Source organism: Clostridium sp. KLE 1755, from assembly GCF_000466465.2.
Lineage (GTDB): Bacteria > Bacillota > Clostridia > Lachnospirales > Lachnospiraceae > Eisenbergiella > Eisenbergiella porci.
Genome location: NZ_KE992736.1, coordinates 30124 through 50265 on the forward strand (window position 1 = coordinate 30124; position 20142 = coordinate 50265).

Here is a 20142-nt window from a genome sequence, read left to right on the forward strand (position 1 = left end):
GGTTGAAAATGAGTGAAGGTAAAAAGAATAAAGTAAAAGCTGGCAGCAAAAAAGGGCTGGTGAAGAATCTGTGGAGCTACCGGGAGCTGTATCTTATGATGGTCCCGGGCATCCTCTATCTGCTGATTAATAACTATATGCCCATCGGCGGCTTAAGCCTGGCTTTCAAAAAATATGATTATTCCAAAGGGATTGCGGGAAGCCCATGGAACGGACTGAGCAACTTTAAATTCCTGTTTGGCACCAAGGATGCCGCTTTGATTATACGGAATACGCTGGGGTATAATTTTGTATTTATTTTGCTGGGAACGGTGTTTGCGATTGCAGTTGCCATTATTCTGAATGAAATCAGGGCCAATCTGCCGAAAAAGGTTTATCAGATATTTATCCTGATCCCCTATCTGGTTTCCATGGTGGTGGTAAGCTACATTGCGTTTGCTTTTTTAAGTACGGACAATGGATTTATTAACAATTCGATATTACATAAGAAAATTAACTGGTATATGACCCCGAAATACTGGCCATACATACTGATTTTTGTAAACCTGTGGAAGAGCTTCGGTTATAACAGTATTATATATTATGCTACGGTTATTGGAATTGACAGTGCTCTGTATGAAGCGGCAGTGGTGGATGGCGCGAACAGATGGCAGCGAATCTGGAATGTAACATTGCCCGGGCTGCGTCCGACGATCATTACGCTGACCCTTCTTTCCGTAGGCAGGATATTCTATTCGGATTTCGGGCTGTTTTACCAGGTGCCCATGAATTCAGGAATGCTGTATGATGTGACAACAACGATTGACGTATACGTTTATAAGGGCCTGATTCTCCTGAATGATGTAGGAAGGTCGGCGGCAGCCGGTTTCTTCCAGTCCATTTGCGGATTTATACTGGTATTGACTGCAAATCTTATCGTATCGAAAATTGATAAAGAGAATGCGTTATTTTAGAAAAGGAGCAAAGAATTATGGTTCAACACGATAAATTTCAACAGGCGCTCATGCATATATTCATGATCCTTCTGGTACTGAGCTGTGTCCTTCCGTTCCTTTTGATGGTAATGGCATCTTTTACGGAAGAGACGACGCTTACAAGGAACGGATACAGCTTTATCCCTGAAGTATTCTCTCTGGAGACTTACCGCTATATTATCAGAAGTGCGGGTACCATTCTCAGAGGCTATGTGATGACAATTGTCGTCACCGTGATAGGGACGGTATGCAATCTGTTATTGACGATTCTGTTTGCGTACCCTTTATCAAGAAAAGATCTTCCGTATCGCAGCGGGCTTTCCTTCTTCCTGTTCTTTACGATGCTGTTCAACGGTGGCCTGGTTCCCACCTATATGATGTATGCCAATACCTTCCATATTAAAAATACTATTTTTGCACTGATTGTACCCTCGCTGATGATGAACGCCTTTTATGTAATCATGATGCGTTCCTTTTTCTCCTCCAGTATTCCGGATTCGCTGATAGAGGCAGCAAAGCTGGACGGCGCCAGCGAAAGGAAGATACTGATGAGCATTGTGGTGCCGCTTTCCAAGCCAATGATCGTAACACTTGTTTTAATGGTTGGCCTGGGGTATTGGAATGACTGGATGAACGGCCTGTATTATGTGACGGAGCAGAAGCTCTATACGATTCAAATGATACTGAATAATATGATAAACAATATAGAATTTCTTACAAGAAATGCAAGCATGCTTGGTTCCGCGGCAGCCAATATGAAGATTCCCCAGGTTGGTATCCGTATGGGGATTGCGGTAATTGCAGTTCTGCCTATCCTGGTTATATATCCTTTCCTGCAAAAATATTTTGTGAAAGGAATCGTAATAGGCGGCGTTAAGGGGTAAGCTCTTGACCGCGGTGAGAATTTAGGAATAGAAGAACTGTTATGTAAAAGGAGATGAAACAATGCGGCAGTATGAAATGTTTGAAATATCCCTTACAGGAGACCTTTCTGAGGATAATCAAGCTGAGGTCACGGCGGTAATCAGCTTTGAGGGAAAAGAAAAACAGATAAAAGGCTTTTATGCCGGGAATGGGGTGTATAAGGTGAGGTTCCTTCCTGAATCAGCAGGGCTGTACCGGTGGAAAGTAACCGGCGCTGTAAGCGGGGAAGGCGAAGCGGTATGTATGGAAGCAAAAGCAGGGGAACATGGCCTTGTTAAGCCTGCCGGAACCCATTTTATTTATGAGGATGGTACCCGTTATATTCCTGTAGGCACTACGGTATATGCCCTGCTTCACCAGGAAAAGGAGCTGAGGGAACAGACTATGCGGACGCTTCAGACAGCGCCGTTTAATAAAATAAGGTTCTGCGTATTCCCCAAGCATTTTGATTTCAACTCCAATGAGCCGGAAATACTGCCTTTTCAGATAACTGACGGCAGGCCGGATCCTGCAAAGCCCTGTTATGAATTCTGGGACAGAATGGAGGAGTACATCAGCCGTTTGCATGCAATCGGCATTCAGGCGGATCTCATTCTGTTCCATCCCTATGATCACTGGGGCTTTGCCCGGTGGTCCAGGCAGGAATGCCTTACTTATCTTACTTATGCAATCAGAAGGCTTTCCGCTTATCCGAATATCTGGTGGAGTCTGGCGAATGAATATGACGCCCTTACCGAATTTAAACATGAATGGTGGGCTGAATTTGCCGCGCTCATCCGAAAAGAAGAATCCTGCAGGCATAATTTGAGCAACCATAACCTCCTTTGGAAATGGGACTTTGCAAATCCGGATACCACCCATGTATGTCTTCAGAGCTCAGCCTTTGAAGAGGTACCGGAGCTGATGCTGGAATACGGAAAACCGATTTTGTTTGATGAATGCGGATACGAGGGAGATATCCCCTATCCCTGGGGGAACCTGTCGGGCTTTGAGCTGGTTAACCGCTTTTGGAAGGCGGCAGTTATGGGAGCCTACTGTACCCATGGGGAAACCTTCTGGAATCCGGAGGAGATTCTCTGGTGGAGTAAGGGCGGCACTTTTAAGGGAGAAAGCGTGCCGAGAATTGCGTTCCTGAAGGAAGTACTGGAATCCCTGCCAGGTGATCTGACCTATGAGGTGTCGGATGCGGAAAGAGCCTATTTCGAAAAAGGAAGAGAGGGTCTAAAAGAGCTGGCAGGAACCGGCGGTTTCCCTGCAGCCTTTGTTGACTATCCAAATGAACTGCTTCCCCTGCTGATCCGGACGATGACGGAAATGAGAAGCAGCTTCAGGGATGAAGTAATTCTGATATATAATGCCCGTCAATGCAGAAGCTTCCTGGAGGTTGAGCTTCCGGCTGCAGGACATTATACAATTGAGATCCTTGATGTGTGGGATATGACACGAAAAGTACAGATGACAGGCGCCTGCGGAAAGGTAAGGATTGAGATGCCGGGCAAAGAAGGAATCGCCATGCTTGCGTTGAAAGAGCATTGATTAAAACGGGAGGGATTTATGGACAGAGAAGCATTTTCAAATCCGGCGCAGGAATACCGGATGAAGACTATTATACACGGCTGGCCGGATGAATGCGGTATTCTGGCGGATGCGGTGAGGGATTTTGGATATGGAGGAACCGCAACCAACCCTCCCACAGAAAACGGTTATACAGGAAATAAGGAGAATCTGGCAAAATTCGGGCGGATACTTGAGGAACTAAACCACCGTAATATGGATTACTGGATTTATGATGAACAAGGTTACCCTTCCGGCCATGGGGGAGGTCAGTCACTGGAAGGCCATCCGGAACTGGAGGCAAAAGGCTTTTACATGGTCAGAAGGATTGCCTGGGAGCCTAAAACTGCGGTATTTGATTTGGATGATGAATCAGACAGGATCATCTGGGCAGCTAAGTATCCGTGCGACTGTTCCAGAATGAATACAAGTATTGTTCTGTATGATCAGATGGAACAGGTAGCGTTTACAGGCACGCACTGCGAATGCAGCATGAAGGAAAATGAAGCGTTGTTTATCTTCTGTGTGAAGTCTGCTTATGAGGGTTCCCACCTGACGCACAATGTAAGCTCCAAGAACCGTTATATCAATATCCTGGATGAAAAAGCAGTGAGACGTTTTCTGGATGTATGCTATGAACCCATAGTAAAGGAAGTCCCGGAAGCATATAAAAATGCCCGTGCTGTTTTTACGGACGAACCAAGCCTGCAGACTCCTTATATCCAGGGAGATGAAGTATGGCCTTATGCGCTGGCACCATGGGTGGACGGCCTGTTTGAGGCGTTTGAGGAGGAGTACGGATATTCCCTGCTTCCTTACCTGCCGATGATTTTTGAAGGACGCAGCAGTTCCTATACTGTCCGTGTACATTTTTACCAGCTGATAGGAAAACTCATTGCAAAGAATTATGTGAAACAGATTTCGGACTGGTGTTTGGAACACGGAACCTGTTTTTCCGGACATTATCTGGCAGAGGAATCGCTTCGCGCCCATGTCCTTTATTATGGTTCCTATCTGGAAGTGCTCCGTGCCTCCGGTTATCCGGGAGTGGATGTGCTGGCATCTTATCCGGATATCTATCATCAAAATACAACGCGTTTTGCACAGATGGCTGCAAGAAAAAATAATACGAACGGAATTATGGTGGAATTATGCCCGTTTATTAATATGGAGCACTTTTCAGAGCATCCGGTGCGCTATGCGGCAGGGATTCTGAGCCTTCTTTACCTGGGAGGCTGCAGATGCGTCAATTCCTATTTTTCCTCTGATTTTTCTTCCTACAGCCCTGAAATTCTGCAAGGCTATCAGGGATTTATGAGCAGAGGGCAGTCCATATGGCTGAACGAATATACAGGACGACTTGGCAGTATGCTGGATCAGGCCTTCCATGAGTGCGGAACATTTGTATATTACGCGTTGGAAGAAGTACAGGCCAAAACACGTCCCAGCCATTGTGCCCAGGAAGCCTCCGATTCTGAGGCGGACAGATCGATTTTTGAGATTACACGCAGCCTGTTTGACCGGGGATACGATTATTTGTTTGCGGACAGGGATGATATCGTAGCTGCTGCGGGTTCCATATCTGAAAATCAGGCGTGGATTTCCGGCTGCAGAGTGGAAAACATAATTCTTCCGGCCATGGATATTATTTATCCGGAAACCTGGGAGGCCCTGGTCCGGCTGCGGGAAGCAGGAGTATCCATATGGTTTGCTGATAAACTGCCGAAATATCGTGTGGGAGAGAAGGCTGTATTCGCTTATTATGATTTTCGGGAAGAATCGGTGTTGGATGCATTTACTGCAGATGGCAGATATTTTGCGGCGATACCAGCAGAACAGATAGTACAGAAAATAGAGAAACAGGAAAAGGAATTTAATGTGCAGGCAGACGCATCCAACAGTCTTTTGACTGCGAAATTCCAAAAGGATGGCAGAAAAATTTATTTTGTGGTAAATAAAACGGAGGAAAAGCAGGAGGCCGCCTGGCAGTGCAGTGGGAAAGAGAAGGCAGAGATCTGGAACCCTGCAGATGGCAGTATAATGGAAGTTGAGGCAGGCAAAAGCGTGACAATCGACGCCTGCCGCGGATTATTTTTTGTATTTTGAATTCTGAACAGGGAAGGGACTCTCATGTATTATTCAATAAGACCCGGCCAGGTATGGCTGGACACAGAGGGCAAAAGAATCCAGGCCCATGGTGGATCTGTAATCTATGTAGACGGAAGCTACTATTTCTATGGTGAAAATAAAGAAAAAACGGATGGAAAAAATGGAATCTGGCACTGGGGAGTACGTTGTTATGCCTCAAAAGATTTGTATAACTGGGAGGATAAAGGGGTGATAATTCCGCCAGAACCGGAAAATCCGGTATCATCCCTGCACCCCGCATCCCAGATGGATCGGCCACACATCATCTATAACAGAGATACAAAAAAATATGTTGCATGGCTGAAAATAATGAATAAAGATGGAACACAAACGGAAACGGTCCTTACTGCAGATGAATTCCTTGGGCCATATATGAAGGTCAGGGAAGGCTTGAAACCTCTGAATATGAGTGCAGGAGATTTTGATCTGGCAGTTGCGCCGGATGGAAAGGCATACTATTATTTTGAACGTGTTCATTCAGAAACGATTTGTGCAGACCTGACTGCAGATTATACGGATGTAACAGGATATTACAGCACTCATTTTCCTCATCCATATCCTCCGTATGTGAGGGAAGCAACAGCTCATTTTGTGCGAAAAAATAAACATTATCTGGTAACCTCAGGAACAACAGGATATTTGCCGAATCCGTCTGAAGTTGCTGTTGGAGATAGTTGGCATGGCCCGTATACGGTTCTTGGGAATCCTCATCCAGAGGATAGGAGCAATACCTCTTACCATTCCCAGATATCTTCTGTATTTAAGGTACAAGGGAAAAAGGATCTCTATATTGCCTGTGCAGATCGCTGGCTGCCGGAAAGCATGGAGCAGAAATACGAGGATTATGCAAAGCTGTATGAGGCTATGTTCAATCCGGAATCAGATATAGACTGGAAGGAATTGGAGAAGGAACATCCCAAGGACATATCCGGAAATACATCTATTGCAGATTATATATGGCTGCCACTGCGTTTCGAGGAGCCCTCAGCAGAACATCCTTTGGGAATGGTTTATATTGACTGGTTGGATGAATGGCGGATTGAGGATTACGAATAGATGCCATAAAGAATTAAAGGAGTAAATATGACAAAGAAGTATTTGAATAAAAATTTGTCTGTAAAAGAAAGGGCACAAGATTTACTGTCACTCCTGAGTCTGGAAGAAAAAATGGCTCAGACACGATGTGCTTTTCCCGGGACAGGAAATAGTGATAAATTAATTGAGGACTGCCGGTTTGGCATTGGGGAAATCAGTACCCTGGAAATCCGAAACCTGAAATCACTGGAAGAAGCGGCTGCTTTTCAAAAAAACATACAGGATATGGTAATGAAAAACAGTCCTCATCATATTCCCGCCATTTTTCATATGGAAGGGTTATGCGGTGCTTTTATTCAGGGGGCAGTAAGTTTCCCTTCCGGAATTGGAAGGGCTTCTTCTTTTGATCCTGAATTAGAGGAACAGGCGGCTGCAGTTGTTGCAAGACAGGAGCGCGCAATTGGCATTTCCCATATACTTGCCCCGGTTTTGGATATTTCAAGGGATTCCAGGATGGGAAGGCAGGGCGAAACTTACGGCGAAGATCCAACCCTGGCGGCTGCTATGGGGACTGCTTATACCAAGGGGGTACAGAAAGAAGAGACAAAGGGACTTCGTTCAGAATCCGTCGCGAAGCATTGGCTGGGCTTTCATAATTCAGAAGGAGGTATCCACGGTGCTGCCAGTAATACGCCACGGCGGCTTTTAAATGAAGTTTACGGGAAGCCCTTCCAGGCCGCATTCAGAGAAGGCGGATTGCGCGGAGTAATGCCCTGCTATTGTACCTTTGACGGAGAAGCGGCATCGACCTCACGCAGGCTTTTAAATGGACAATTACGGGAAGAGATGGGTTTTGATGGTCTGGTAGTAGCTGATTACGGTGCCATAGCAAATGCACATATGTTCCAGCATATGTATGATAGCCTGACGGAAACTGGTTATCAGGCGATGATAGCAGGGATGGATGTGGAAATGCCTAATTGCGTCTGCTATAATGACGAGTTAACGGAATGGTTCCGCAGCGGTAAGGCAGATATACAAATATTGGATCGTATTGTTCTGCGGATACTGGAAACCAAGTTCAGGATGGGATTATTTGAGCATCCATATTCCCTTGAGGGAGAGGAATTATATAAAACATTTTATTGTGAGTCGGATCGAAAAATTTCTCTGCAGTCAGCAGAAGAATCACTGGTTTTAATAAAGAATGATGGAATCCTCCCTATAGACAAAAAGGTTAAAAAAATTGCACTGATTGGTCCTCATGCAGATAATCCGAGAAGTTTTTTTGGGGGATATACGCATATCAGCATGGTGGAGGCTGTAAAGGCCGTAGCAAATTCCATTGCAGGAATTGGAGATGCAGCATCAAATTTAAAGAAAGAGGTACCATACATACCGGGGACGCAAATACAATGTGATGAGACGGAAGAATTTGCTGAAATAATCAGACAGATTAAGCCTGAATGCGAAAGCCTTTACAATTGCATGAAAAAACACTTTGCAGGGACAGAGATTATTTATGTACATGGGTATCCTATTGCAGGAAATGATAAATCCGGTTATGAAGAAGCAATATCGGCTATTCAGGAAGCTGATATATGCATTATGACTCTGGGTGGAAAACATGGCTCCTGTTCGGTAGCATCCATGGGAGAAGGTGTGGATGCAGTGAATATTAATCTTCCTGAATGCCAGGAGGATTTTATAAAAGCAGCAGCAACACTTGGCAAGCCGCTTGTAGGGCTTCACTTTAATGGACGCCCCATTTCCAGTGATGCAGCCGATATGTATCTGAATGCAATTATTGAAGCATGGAATCCATCAGAAATGGGAGCAGCTGCAATTGTTAATGTCCTCACAGGAAAAGTTAATCCAAGTGGGAAGTTGCCTGTAACTGTTGCCCGTCATGTAGGGCAGATACCAATATACTATAACCATCCCAGTGGTTCCTCCTGGCATCAGGAAGGCAGCATTGGATTTGAAAATTACGTAGATATGCCGCATACGCCCCGTTATTATTTTGGACACGGACTTTCTTATACCACTTTTTCTTATTCTGATTTACAGCTTTCTGCAAATGAAGTGACAGCGGATGGAGAAATTATTGTAAGTTTCAACCTGAAAAATACAGGTAAATATGCAGGGACAGAAATTGTCCAACTGTATATCAGAGACTGTCAGGCAAGCATTGTCAGGCCAGTAATGGAACTTGCAGGATTCCAGCGTATAACATTAGAGCCTGATAAAGAACAGATGGTAGCATTCTGCCTGAAGGCCAGTCAATCGGCATTTATGGATGTGGATTACCGGTGGAAGATAGAAGCTGGAGAAATTGAGGTAATGCTTGGTGCTTCAAGCAATGATATCCGTTTGAAGTCTTCCTACAGGATAATGGACAGCTGTTATATTGAGGGAAAGGACCGGGCTTTCTGGGCGAATAATAAATAATTGTAAAGGTATTAAATTATTGATTTTTTGTAAAACGTAAGAAAACGATTAAACGCTAGGGCGAACGGGATTATACATATATTTCCATTCGCCCACCTTCTGTTTTCTTTTTGCTATGTAAAGCGCCCTCCTATCGTCTGGCAATTACCCTTTGTCTGTTTTTCCCTTTTTACATGGTGGAAAGATACATTCCGTTGTCGTCCGGCATTTGTCAGAAGAACCAGTCCATTCTTAAAAAAGCATACTATATCCCAGAAAGAAGGTCAAAATAGAACCGCCCAGATATGCCCCGCGGATTTGTCCAAAAATCAGGATCATAGACAGACAAACAAGGTATATTGTAAATGCTGCCGCCAAGATCTGAATCTCACTGCGCCATACCAGTGACGGGGTCAGCTCAGGCCGACGAGAATGCCGGTCAGCAAAGTTACGCAGACACTGTAAACACCAAATAACAGAGTAAACAACCCTGTTACGAAGAGTTTTGCTCGCAACAGCTTGGGCAAAACTGCTGAATTGAGGCACTCCTGAGGCTATAAAAAATTCAAAATTTCCCCAGGAGGCTTATCTTCTTGGAAAAGCACTTTAATATGGGTATAATAAGCATTACTTGATGTGAGGGAAATTAAACCTTCAGAACCTGTCCAGTTCCTCAAACAACCGACGGCGCGCCTCCATGACAACCACAGGCTCTGCAGTGTAATTCCGGAAATCCGTGCAGGCCGGGGAAATGATTTCCTTCCCCCGGCCGGGGCGGACTTCTTCTAAAAGACGGAAAAGCTCATATTCCTCCGCACCGGCTCTCTGTGCCTCATAACGCATGCTGATCCAGGGACCGTTGGTTCCGGGGTAGACGATATGCGCGTCACCGGCTGGCAACAGAGCGCCCTTGTGGGGACAGCAGGCATGATTCCAGATATCACTGCCGATATAGTAGTTAAAGCCCCAGTGGAGAAAACCGGAGAGGTGATAACGGACACCCATCCACAGAAGCAGGCGGCTTACGGTAAGCGGAAGATCCATGCTGCGGTTCATGATGCGTCCGGCCGGAAATGCACAGGTATAAAACCAGATTTCTTCCCCGGCGTCCTGGAGAGTGCGAAAGGCATCCTGCCATTTTTCATAGGTGTCCTGTTTGGGAACCCAGATATCAATGCCGCCTCCCAGATCTGTGGTTTCCACAGCGTCTATGATGGGGACGCCGGGCAGGAATCTGCGGAAAATGCATGCCAGGATACGGTAGGTGCGGGAGTTGCCCTGCTGCGGCTCATCTGCCAGTGCCTGGGTCATCCGGCCTTCCCAGCCGTTTTCCCGGACGATTCCGGCCCAGGCGGTAAAATAACGGCGCAGCTGCAGATAGCCCTCCTGCGTGGTGACACCTGTAGAGGGATCCCAGGCGAGGAAATATTCTTCCCCGGTCCATTCTGACCAGTGGGCAATATGGCCGCCGCACAGATAAGGCGCACCCTCTTCGGCGGCAATGCGTCCTGCGCGCTGTGCAGCGGTAAAATCAAAGCCGGCCAGATGTCCGTTTTCATAAACCGGGCGTCCCGGCGGCAGGAGAATATGGGTGCAGCGCATGTGAAGCTGGGCGCGTACATAAAGCCGGAAAAGCTCCCAGTATTCATTGCTTTCCGGATCTGCTCCATGCTGACGGCCCAGATCCTCATAATCAAAAAAGTTGAGCATACCAAGTCTCGCCTTTTCCAACGAAGGAATGCAGGCGCTTCGGATAACACAGGAAACGGGGATATCAAGCTGTGTATTTCCGATATGGATATGCAGGGTGCCACAGCGCAGGCCGGGCCGGGCATCCGATGCGGCCTGGAAGCAAAGATACAGTGCCAGTCTTTTTCCGGTAAGAACAGTGTCTGCCGGACGGATGGCATCATACACATAAAAAGGAGCTTTTCTTGTAACGAACTCCCGGCAGCTGTCATAGTCCGTTGTAGTCATGAGTGTGGCGGAAGTGTTCTCGTCCACCCCCACAGGGAGAAGTTCTCCTGTAAATAGGGTAAGACCGTTTCCGGCCTCCTGCGTTTCCCATTCCATGGAAACGCAGAGGGCCGTTTGGGACGGCAGGGTTTCGCCAAGCAGCTGAAATGCGGCATGTCCTCCTCTGGCTGTTTCCAGAAGGACCGGCCGTAACGGTATGAATGGGGAATCAGGATAGGTCCATTCCAGGTCGCTGTAAATAGAATATTGCATGATAAACTCCTTTCATTTTGTACCGCCGGCAGCACCGTCATCTTCCGGGGCGGGCCGGATAACAGGAATCAGCAGCGTGACGGTAGTTCCCACTCCGGGAGTGCTTTCGCAGGAAAGGCCGCAGGAAGCCCCATAGGCCAGGTGCAGGCGGTCATTGATATTGCGGATGCCATAGCCGCCCGTTGTCTGGGAAATGCCGCCTGGTCCGGTATCTGCAAAGTTCTCACGGACAGAAGAAGGGGACATGCCGATTCCGTCATCACTTACCACAATACGGATACATTCACCGCAGCGGCAGACTGTGACGGAAAGCGTTCCGGTTTTTCCCTTTTTTTCAAAAATACCGTGGATGATGGCGTTTTCAATAATGGGCTGCAGCACAATTTTTATAATTTGGCAGTCCAGCAGTTCTTCGTCGATATTCCAAACCACATGGATGCGATCGTCAAACCGCATGTTCTGGATCTGGATATAAAGTCTGGCATGCATAAGCTCATCTCCCAGGGAAATCACTTCCTTCCCCTTGCTGAGTGATAGCTTGTAAAAACGGGCCAGAGCATTGACCAGGCGTGTGATTTCCGGTACATTGTGTACAATAGCCGTGCAGCTGATAAGATCCAGGGAATTGTACAGAAAATGAGGATTGATCTGAGCCTGCAGGGCTTTCAGCTCCAGATTTTTTATTTCCCGGCCGTAAGCCACTTTTTCTTCCAACAGGCCGTCAATTCGTTCCATCATGCGGCTGAAGCTGCCCATGAGCTGTCCGATTTCATCCTTTCCAACCGGGGTGATCCGGGCAGTAACGTCGCCTTGCTCCACGGCATGCATGGTCTGTGCAAGCAGGGACAGACGGCTCAGCGTGGTGCGGCTGATAGCCAGGGCGATGCCGTAGGAGAGGAGACCCACGATAAATACTACCATGAGCATTTCCAGCCGGAGTGTGCGGCTTAACCGGTACACATCTTCATAGGGAAGCAGCACGGCCATATACCAGCCCTCCACGGGAAGGCTGCGGTAAAGCAGATAGGAGTTTTCATTCTGCGCAAGCAGGCTTATCCAGCTGTTTGGCCCCAGATTCTGTTCCTGGCCGATAACGGCTGCGGCAGTTTCAGGGATCCGGCTGCCGGGAGTAATGGTATCGGAAGAGGACAGAAGCACCTCTTTCTCCCGGAGAAGCAGGAAAATTCCGTTTTCCGTGCTTTCCGGCTGGCTGATAAGCTGCCGGAGACGCTGTGCCTGCGTGTCCACACGCAGAACGGCCAGAGGCTGCCTGATATCACGGGGATTATAAATGACGCGCATAGCTGAAAAACACTCGTGTCCGCTTTCCGGCGGTTCCTCAAAATCACCGGGATAATACCAGGAAGAAGATAGAGCCTCGCCCAGTTGCTGGTACCAGCGGCTGTCCTTCACTTCAGAATCCGGGATGATATCCCTCTGCTGGTTGGAATAAAGATAATCGTTCTTTACATAAAGGCGGATACCGCTCACACCGGAGAGTGTCTTCAAATGATCAAACGTGGTCGCCAGCTGATTGGAATCCTCCAGACGCTGCATATAGGTATAATCACTGGTATCATACGAGGATACCCTGTAAATTATGGAATCCATGGTGAGGATGTCCAGAACACCTTCCAGACGGTTCAGCTCATCCTCCACGGAAGCAGACGTATTGTTGAACGCCTTTTGTACGGAGGAAAGCGTCTGTTCCCTTGTCAGCTCATTGAGCCTCCTGATTGCATAAAAAGAAAAAAAGCCCAGCGGCAGAATAATCAGCACAAAATAGATCCAGACCAGCTTGCTGCGCAGGGAACTGTCGGTGATTATTTTTTTCCAGCCGTCCTTCCATATTTTATTCTTCATGCCAATGCCTTTCTCTGTACTGTTTCGGAGTCAATCCTGTTTCCCTGGTAAAAACTTTTGTAAAATATTTTCCATCCGTATAGCCCACAGCTTTCCCCACCTCGTATAGCTTTTTTTGTGTTGAAGAAAGAAGCTCCCTTGCATGTTCCACGCGCAGTCTGGTTATGTACTGGTTGATGGTCAGACCGCTGCTTTTTTTATAAGCTGCGCACAGATAGGTGTTTGTAAAGCCTAGCTCCTGAGCCATATCCTGGACGGTCAGCCCGGGATCGGACCAGTGCCCGGCCAGATACAGATTGACTCTTGTGGAAAGATCCTGCTCTTCAGGTTCCTGTGTGTCGAAATAGACCTCCTGCAGACTATGGAGCATTTCATGCAGCCCGGCCAGTGTTTCCCCGCCCGCCGTGCGCAGGATCAGTTCGTTGCCCAGCGCCGCAGCTGCGGTCAGGTTGCGGCTCTCCGACGCATTGATAAAAAGAAGTATGATGCGGCAGAACAGTCGGCGGATATCCTCCGGCGGCGTTCCCTCACAGCGGTGCAGCTCCTGATAAAGCTGTTCCAGCAGTCCTTCCGTTTCCTTCCTGTTTTTGTGCCGGATGCTTTCACCGAGCCGGGTGAGCAGCACTTCATCGGGAGAATATACCCGGTTGTTAAGTACGGCGTCTTTTACCTGTACACCACGGAAAAAGAGGAGCCGCGGATCCTGCTGCTGCATTTTTCTGAGGTGTTCGGCAATTTCTGTCAGAACTTCGTTAATTTCCTCCAGATTAATGGGCTTTTCCACATAGCTGGCAGCCTTCAGCCGTATGGCCCCCTTCAAATATTCCTTATCGGAATAACCGCTTAAAAATACGAATTGACAGTCTGGCAGTATGCTGCGCACCTCCTGCGCCAGGGCTAGACCGTTCATGCGGGGCATTTTCATATCACTGATTATGATATCCGGCGATTTTTCTCTGACCAGGGCCAGCGCACTTTCTCCGTCCTCCGCTTCATATATTTCGGTAACGCCGTAGCTCTGCCAGGGAATATAGCGATGCAGAATCTCGCGCGGCATTTTCTCATCATCAACTATCAATACAGAAAAAGACATGTACAGTTTTTCCTCCTCTTCCAAATGCTGTTCCAATTCACTTATTTATAATATACAAAAATAATGATTATATCAATGAGAAAAGGATAAAAATGCCCAATAAATATAAAATAGCGTAATTTAATCCCCCTTTCATAATTTAGTCCCGTTGTTTTTCAGGGAACGGTTTGCTACGATAATTTTAACGCAAGAGAGGGGGAAAGGAATATGGATAAAAAAAAGCATCCTTTTCTGTATGATTTAAGCCATAACCGTACAAAATGGCTTATGCTTCTGCCAGCGGCGGTTGCCGTTATCCTGATGTGCTATATTCCCATGGCCGGCATCGTGCTCGCTTTTAAGGAATACAACTATCATGACGGTATTTTCGGAAGCCCCTGGGTAGGCTTGGAGAATTTCCGCTATTTTTTTCAGTCAGGCAAGGCCTTTACAACAACGAGAAATACTATTCTCTATAATATCGCGTTTCTTTTTGTAAATACCTTTCTGGAAATAGTCTGTGCTATCCTTCTTTCGGAGCTGGCAGGCAAATGGTTCAAGCGGATCACACAGTCGGTAATGTTCCTGCCTTACTTTATTTCATGGGTAGTGGTCGGTGCTTTTATCTACAATATGTTGAACTATGAATTCGGTGCAGTCAACACGCTGCTGAGGCAGTTGGGAATGGAGCCTGTGGATATCTATTCCAAAAAAGCACTCTGGCCATTCATCCTGGTTGCGGCCAGCGCCTTCAAGTCGGTGGGCTACGGTACGGTCATGTATCTGGCCAGCATTATGAATATTGACGGGCAGCTGTTTGAAGCGGCGGATCTGGACGGGGCAAATATGTGGCAGAAAATAAAGTATATCACACTTCCCTGCATCCGTCCCACAGTGGTGATACTGTTCCTGCTTGCCATCGGAACTATTATGAAGGGCGATTTCCAGATGTTCTGGCAGGTTACGGGCAACAATCCTATGGTTCTGGATGTGACGGATGTCATCGATACCTATGTAACCAGGTCCCTTTTGAATCTGCAGGAGTTCGGAATGACCAGTGCGGCGGGTCTGTATCAGTCGGTATTTTCGTTTATTCTTGTACTGATTGCAAATCGGATCGTAAAAAAAGTAGAACCGGACTATGCTTTATTCTGACGGATAGAAGGGAGATTTGATAATGGCGGATAAAAGGATTGGGAAAAAACGTCCGGTGGGGCGGGACAGGGTGATATTTGATATTCTGTCACATATTATACTGCTGATTCTGTCGGCTTTGTGTCTTCTTCCGTTCCTGCTGGTGCTCAGCGGTTCCTTTTCCAGGCAGGAGGATATTCTGACAAAAGGCTATCGGCTGATTCCGGTGCATGTAACTACTGATGCTTATAAGATGCTGTTCCGAATCCCGGAGGAGTTGATCAGAGCTTACGGAGTGACTATTCTGGTTACGGTAGTGGGAACGATATTTGGGTTATGGTTCACCAGTATGGCAGCCTATGTTATCTCAAGTAAGGATTTTCGTTACCGGTATCAGGTTTCCTTCTTTTTTTACTTCACATCCATCTTTGGAGGCGGCCTTGTACCATGGTACATTTTCAACACAAAGTATCTGCATTTCCACAATAGCCTGATTGCATTGATACTGCCCATCCTGGTGAATGTAACGTATTTACTGATCCTGAAAAGCTACATGATGAATATCCCGGATTCCCTGTATGAATCCGCAAGGCTGGACGGTGCGGGTGATTTTACAATATATTGGAATATCGTCATTCCTCTGAGCAAATCGGGACTGGCGACTGTAGGGCTGTTTATTGCGCTTGCGTACTGGAATGACTGGTACAATGCGATGCTCTATATGGATGAGGGCAGCAGGAATCTGTATCCTCTCCAGTATTTTCTCAATAACATACTGACAAAGGCACAGGCGATGAATGCCGCCGCAGCCAGGAGCGGAATTCCGGCCAGCGATGTGCCGGGCGAGCCGATGAAGCTGGCTATGACGGTGGTTGCCACCGGACCGATTGTACTGCTGTATCCTTTTTTGCAAAGGTATTTTGTAAAGGGCGTTACGATCGGGGCGGTCAAAGGATAAGGGTAACATTGACAGATGTGTAAGGTCTGTCTAAATTATAAAATATGAACAGGAGGAAAGAATATGAGAAAGGGAAGAAAATTTACAGGCCTGTTGCTGGCAGCAGCCATGCTTGCAGGGCTTCTTACAGGCTGCGGCAGTACAAAGACGGATACCGCGCCGGCAGCAGAAGCACCGCAGCCTCAGGAGACATCCGTGGAAGCGGTGAGTGAAAGCACTGCCGCAGAAGAGACGGAAACGGTCCAGAAGCCTGATACCTCAGAACCTGTAACACTTACCATGTACCTGATCGGTGACCGTCCTGTGGACAATGACGAGGTTTTTGCCAAAATTAATGAACGGCTGCAGGCAGAAATCAACACCACCATTGATGTGAAATTCATGGGATGGGGAGAGTATGAGCAGAAGTATCCTCTGATTTTCGCTTCCGGCGAGGACTGGGATATTATCTATACCGCCGACTGGTGTTTCTATAATGCGCAGGCTACCAAACAGGGTTTTTATGAGATTACCCAGGAGGAACTGCAGAAATATGCGCCTATGACTGCGGAAACCATGTATCCCGATGCCTGGGAGCAGGCCAAGGTAGATGGCAAGGTGTTTATGCTGCCCATGAATTATAAGGAAATCACCGCTTATGTTTATATAGCCCGCGGCGATCTGATGGATAAGTACGATATAACCTCTGTCAGTTCCTTAGATGAGGTGGAAACCTATCTGGATGCGATTGCAAAGAACGAACCCGCATTCATTCCGCTGGATATAGGCTCTGATTATGACAAACTGTTTATGTTTGACCGTATGTGGAGTAAAGTAAACTGGGAATCCGAAGCAAAAATCGGCGGCATCGGGCCCTGGCAGGCAATGGGAAGTACCGGTGAAAATGATGATGCTGCTGTCGTAAAAGGAAATTTTGATCAGCCGGAATTCCTGAATGTGATCAAGCGGCTTCAGGACTGGAGAGACCGCGGCTTCTGGAGCAAAAATGCGGTGGTAAATACGCAGAATAACACTGAGAGCTTCCAGGCAGGAAAGTCTGCGCTGGCCCTTATGAATGTGAATACGGCGAAGAGTATGTACAACAGTATTATGGAAGAGCATCCTGAATGGGATATCCGTGTATTTGATGCACAGGAAGGTGTTCCTGCTGTTGTGAATGCCTATGTTGCCAACGGTATGAGCATTTTCTCCAAATCAAAGCATCCTGATCGTGCGTTGATGGCATTGGACTACCTGCGCAACGATAAAGAATGCAATAGTCTGTTCTGTTATGGAATCGAAGGAAAACACTGGGAAGCGGTGGGTGAGAACGGCCTGAAATCACTTCCGGGCAGCACCAATTATCCTTATGACGGCAACTGCAACTGGGGAATTCGCAATGATACGTACTGGCGTACTATTGACGAAGGGGGGATTCCGAATCTGGCGGAGCTGAACGAGGTATGGCTTGCTACTGCAAGAAGCGGCCGGTATCAGACCTTTGTTTTCAATGATGCTGAAGTGAAAAATGAAATTGCGGCCATGAATGAAATCTTCAATTCGGAATATAAGCTTCTTGGACTGGGCTTTACAGATGATCCGGAGGGAGACATCGCCAAGCTGCGTGACAAAATGATGGCGGCAGGCGCGGAGAAGGTTTACTCCGAGGTACAGAAGCAGGCGCTTGAGTTTCTGAAAAATCAATAAGCCCCTGAAGAAACAATAAAAGGCAGGAAAAGCATTTGCGGGGCGGTTCCCGGTGAACCGCCCTTTTCAGGAGGTATTTAAATGCATCAAATTGTTGGAGCGGACCTGCGGATATGCGCGGAGGCCGATGGGAGTATAAAAATAAACCGGGGAAATGTTGTGTGGGTTTCCCGGAAAGATCATGTTTCCGGCGTGGAATTAACGGATGGCAGCTTTGTTCCTTTGAGCGCGGCAAAAACGAGACTGGAAACACTGACGTGCGGGACAGGGGAAGGACTGCGCTGGACCTGGGAAGGAATTCCCATGCCCGAAGGACAGGAGCCGCTTTGCCTGGCGGGAGAGCTTCGGATAGAAAATGAATCGGGGAATCTGCTTTTTACCCTTCTTCCCATCAGGGACGGTATACTCAAGGCAGTGCACTGGCCAACTGAACTGCAGCTTTCTGAAGAAAGCAGTGAGGGCTGCACCGTTCTGCCGATGATGCAGGGAGTCCTTCTTCCCGATCACTGGCCTGGAGAGGTAAAAGGAATAGAACCGCCCTGTTTTCTGGAAAGACACGGTTATATGCCCTGGGTTGGCCGTTATTGTGAGAAGGGCGGCTGGATGGCGATTGCGGAGACACCCTGGGATGCCGGCTATGGGCTGGAACATCCGGCTGGAGGTCCGACTCGGCTGGACTGGGTATGGCAGGAATCCATGGGGTATCTTTCCTATGGAAGACGGCTTCGTATGATTCTTTTTTCAAAATGTGATTATGTAACGATGTGTAAAGAATACCGTTCCTATATCAGGGAAAGGGGAAGCGGCAGAACGCTCCGGGAAAAAGTGGAACGCAGTCCCAAAATCCTTGATTTATTCGGAGCGTCCGTTATTCATACAGAAATCCGGTATGAGGCAAAGAAGGAGGCCGCCTGCTATGACTGGGAAAACCCGGAGAAAAACAGCCGTCTGACTACCTTTGAGGAACGAAGGAAGCAGTTGAAGGCGCTGCATGACAGGGGGCTTGAAAAGGCCTATGTACATCTGGACGGCTGGGGAAAAGCAGGGTATGACAGAGAACACCCGGATATTCTGCCTCCCTGTGAAGAAGCGGGAGGTGCGGAGGGGCTCAGGAAGCTCTCCGGGGAATGCAGAGCATTGGGATACCGGTTTGCCCTGCACGATCAGTACCGGGATTACTATACGGACGCAGATACTTACGATCAGAGCCAGGCAGTTATGCTGCCGGACGGCAGCAGGCCAGGAGAATGTACCTGGACCGGGGGAAAGCAAAGTTATCTGTGTGCGGGCCTTGCATCATCCTATGTGCGCCGGAATTACAGAAGGCTTGAAAAAATGGGAATCTGCCCGGATGGAGCATATCTGGACGTGTTCAGTGTGATGCGCCTGGATGAATGTTTTGATCCGATGCATCCTATGACACGCAGGGAATGCAGTGAATACCGGAACGAATGTTTTCATTATATTGAAGAGCATTACGGTATTGTATCTTCGGAGGAGCCGCTGTCTAACACGGTTGATTCCCTTGCCTTATGCCATCATGCACCTTACCCCACATCGCCTACCCTTGCCAGGGGATATGCCAGGGGAATACCGGTGCCGCTTTTTAACCTGGTGTATCATGATTGTATTCTGACACCATGGAATCTGGCGGAAGGAGAAGAATCGGTAATGCCGGACGGAAAGAGCGGATTCCTGTATGCCCTGCTGAATGGGGGAATGGGCTATCTGCCGATAGAACCCAGTGACGAAGAATGGGAAAAGGCGGGAATTGTGGCACGTCTTCACTCTTTGGTGGCAGATCAGGAAATGGTTCTGCACGAGTTTATGGACGGGACCGGAGAACGGCAGAAAACGGTCTTTGCGAACGGGATTACAGTTGAGGTGGACTTTATGAAGGGGAGCTATCGGTTTGGGTAGCTCCCCTTCATGTGTGTCTTTCATGTCTGGCCTGACTAATCCTATCAAATTCCCGGCGCTTGGCCTCATCAATATTCTTTACATACATGATGCCTTTTTTCTCTCCGGTGACAATATCTGTAATGAGCCGTACAATGGTGACCATCCATAATAGGGCGCCATCCGGGGCTGTCAACTGGTATTCACAGCTCAGTTCATTACTGCCGTTTTGAAAG

Annotated in this window: 13 protein-coding genes; 10 read left to right on the forward strand and 3 right to left on the reverse strand. The window is 47.5% G+C overall.

The genetic code is table 11. From position 1 onward, the window contains the following. The first annotated feature begins 8 nt into the window (after positions 1-8). The 6 genes from HMPREF1548_RS18015 (at position 9) to HMPREF1548_RS18040 (ending at position 9086) form a co-directional block, all read left to right on the forward strand. A complete protein-coding gene (locus HMPREF1548_RS18015) occupies positions 9-953 on the forward strand; it encodes an ABC transporter permease (protein WP_021637849.1) in 945 nt (314 codons plus the stop codon). 17 nt (positions 954-970) lie between these two features. Further along, positions 971-1858, forward strand: a complete 888-nt coding sequence (locus HMPREF1548_RS18020) for a carbohydrate ABC transporter permease (protein ID WP_021637850.1) — start codon at positions 971-973, stop codon at positions 1856-1858. A gap of 61 nt (positions 1859-1919) precedes the next feature. Next, a complete protein-coding gene (locus HMPREF1548_RS18025) occupies positions 1920-3434 on the forward strand; it encodes an apiosidase-like domain-containing protein (RefSeq protein WP_021637851.1) in 1515 nt (504 codons plus the stop codon). 18 nt (positions 3435-3452) lie between these two features. Further along, positions 3453-5558, forward strand: a complete 2106-nt coding sequence (locus HMPREF1548_RS18030; protein ID WP_021637852.1) for a glycosyl hydrolase family 2 protein — start codon at positions 3453-3455, stop codon at positions 5556-5558. Between the two features lie 24 nt (positions 5559-5582). Next, positions 5583-6656, forward strand: coding sequence for a family 43 glycosylhydrolase (locus HMPREF1548_RS18035; RefSeq protein ID WP_021637853.1), 1074 nt, complete (start codon positions 5583-5585; stop codon positions 6654-6656). A gap of 111 nt (positions 6657-6767) precedes the next feature. Beyond that, positions 6768-9086: a glycoside hydrolase family 3 N-terminal domain-containing protein gene (locus HMPREF1548_RS18040; protein WP_286138123.1), complete on the forward strand. Its 2319-nt coding sequence runs from the start codon at positions 6768-6770 to the stop codon at positions 9084-9086. A gap of 633 nt (positions 9087-9719) precedes the next feature. Here HMPREF1548_RS18040 and HMPREF1548_RS18045 read toward each other — a convergent pair. From HMPREF1548_RS18045 to HMPREF1548_RS18055, 3 genes are read right to left on the reverse strand one after another with little or no spacing between them, the layout of a single operon-like run. Further along, positions 9720-11294, reverse strand: a complete 1575-nt coding sequence (locus tag HMPREF1548_RS18045) for a DUF4091 domain-containing protein (protein ID WP_021637856.1) — start codon at positions 11292-11294, stop codon at positions 9720-9722. A 12-nt stretch (positions 11295-11306) separates the two neighbouring features. Then, positions 11307-13157, reverse strand: coding sequence for a cache domain-containing sensor histidine kinase (locus HMPREF1548_RS18050; protein WP_021637857.1), 1851 nt, complete (start codon positions 13155-13157; stop codon positions 11307-11309). Next, positions 13147-14250 carry a response regulator transcription factor gene (locus tag HMPREF1548_RS18055; RefSeq protein ID WP_035322790.1) on the reverse strand — a complete coding sequence of 368 codons (1104 nt, stop codon included), beginning with the start codon at positions 14248-14250 and terminating at the stop codon, positions 13147-13149. Before HMPREF1548_RS18055 ends, HMPREF1548_RS18050 begins: the two co-directional genes overlap by 11 nt. Before the next feature lie 207 nt (positions 14251-14457). On the opposite strand from HMPREF1548_RS18055, the gene HMPREF1548_RS18060 reads away from it, so the two are divergent. The 4 genes from HMPREF1548_RS18060 (at position 14458) to HMPREF1548_RS18075 (ending at position 19927) form a co-directional block, all read left to right on the forward strand. Beyond that, on the forward strand, positions 14458-15384 hold the full coding sequence (locus HMPREF1548_RS18060) for an ABC transporter permease (protein ID WP_021637859.1): 927 nt from the start codon (positions 14458-14460) through the stop codon (positions 15382-15384). A 22-nt stretch (positions 15385-15406) separates the two neighbouring features. Then, positions 15407-16321, forward strand: coding sequence for a carbohydrate ABC transporter permease (locus HMPREF1548_RS18065; RefSeq protein WP_021637860.1), 915 nt, complete (start codon positions 15407-15409; stop codon positions 16319-16321). Positions 16322-16384: 63 nt separating this feature from the next. Further along, positions 16385-18007, forward strand: a complete 1623-nt coding sequence (locus HMPREF1548_RS18070; RefSeq protein ID WP_021637861.1) for an ABC transporter substrate-binding protein — start codon at positions 16385-16387, stop codon at positions 18005-18007. A gap of 81 nt (positions 18008-18088) precedes the next feature. Continuing rightward, positions 18089-19927, forward strand: a complete 1839-nt coding sequence (locus HMPREF1548_RS18075) for a DUF5696 domain-containing protein (RefSeq protein ID WP_021637862.1) — start codon at positions 18089-18091, stop codon at positions 19925-19927. Positions 19928-20142: the final 215 nt, after the last annotated feature.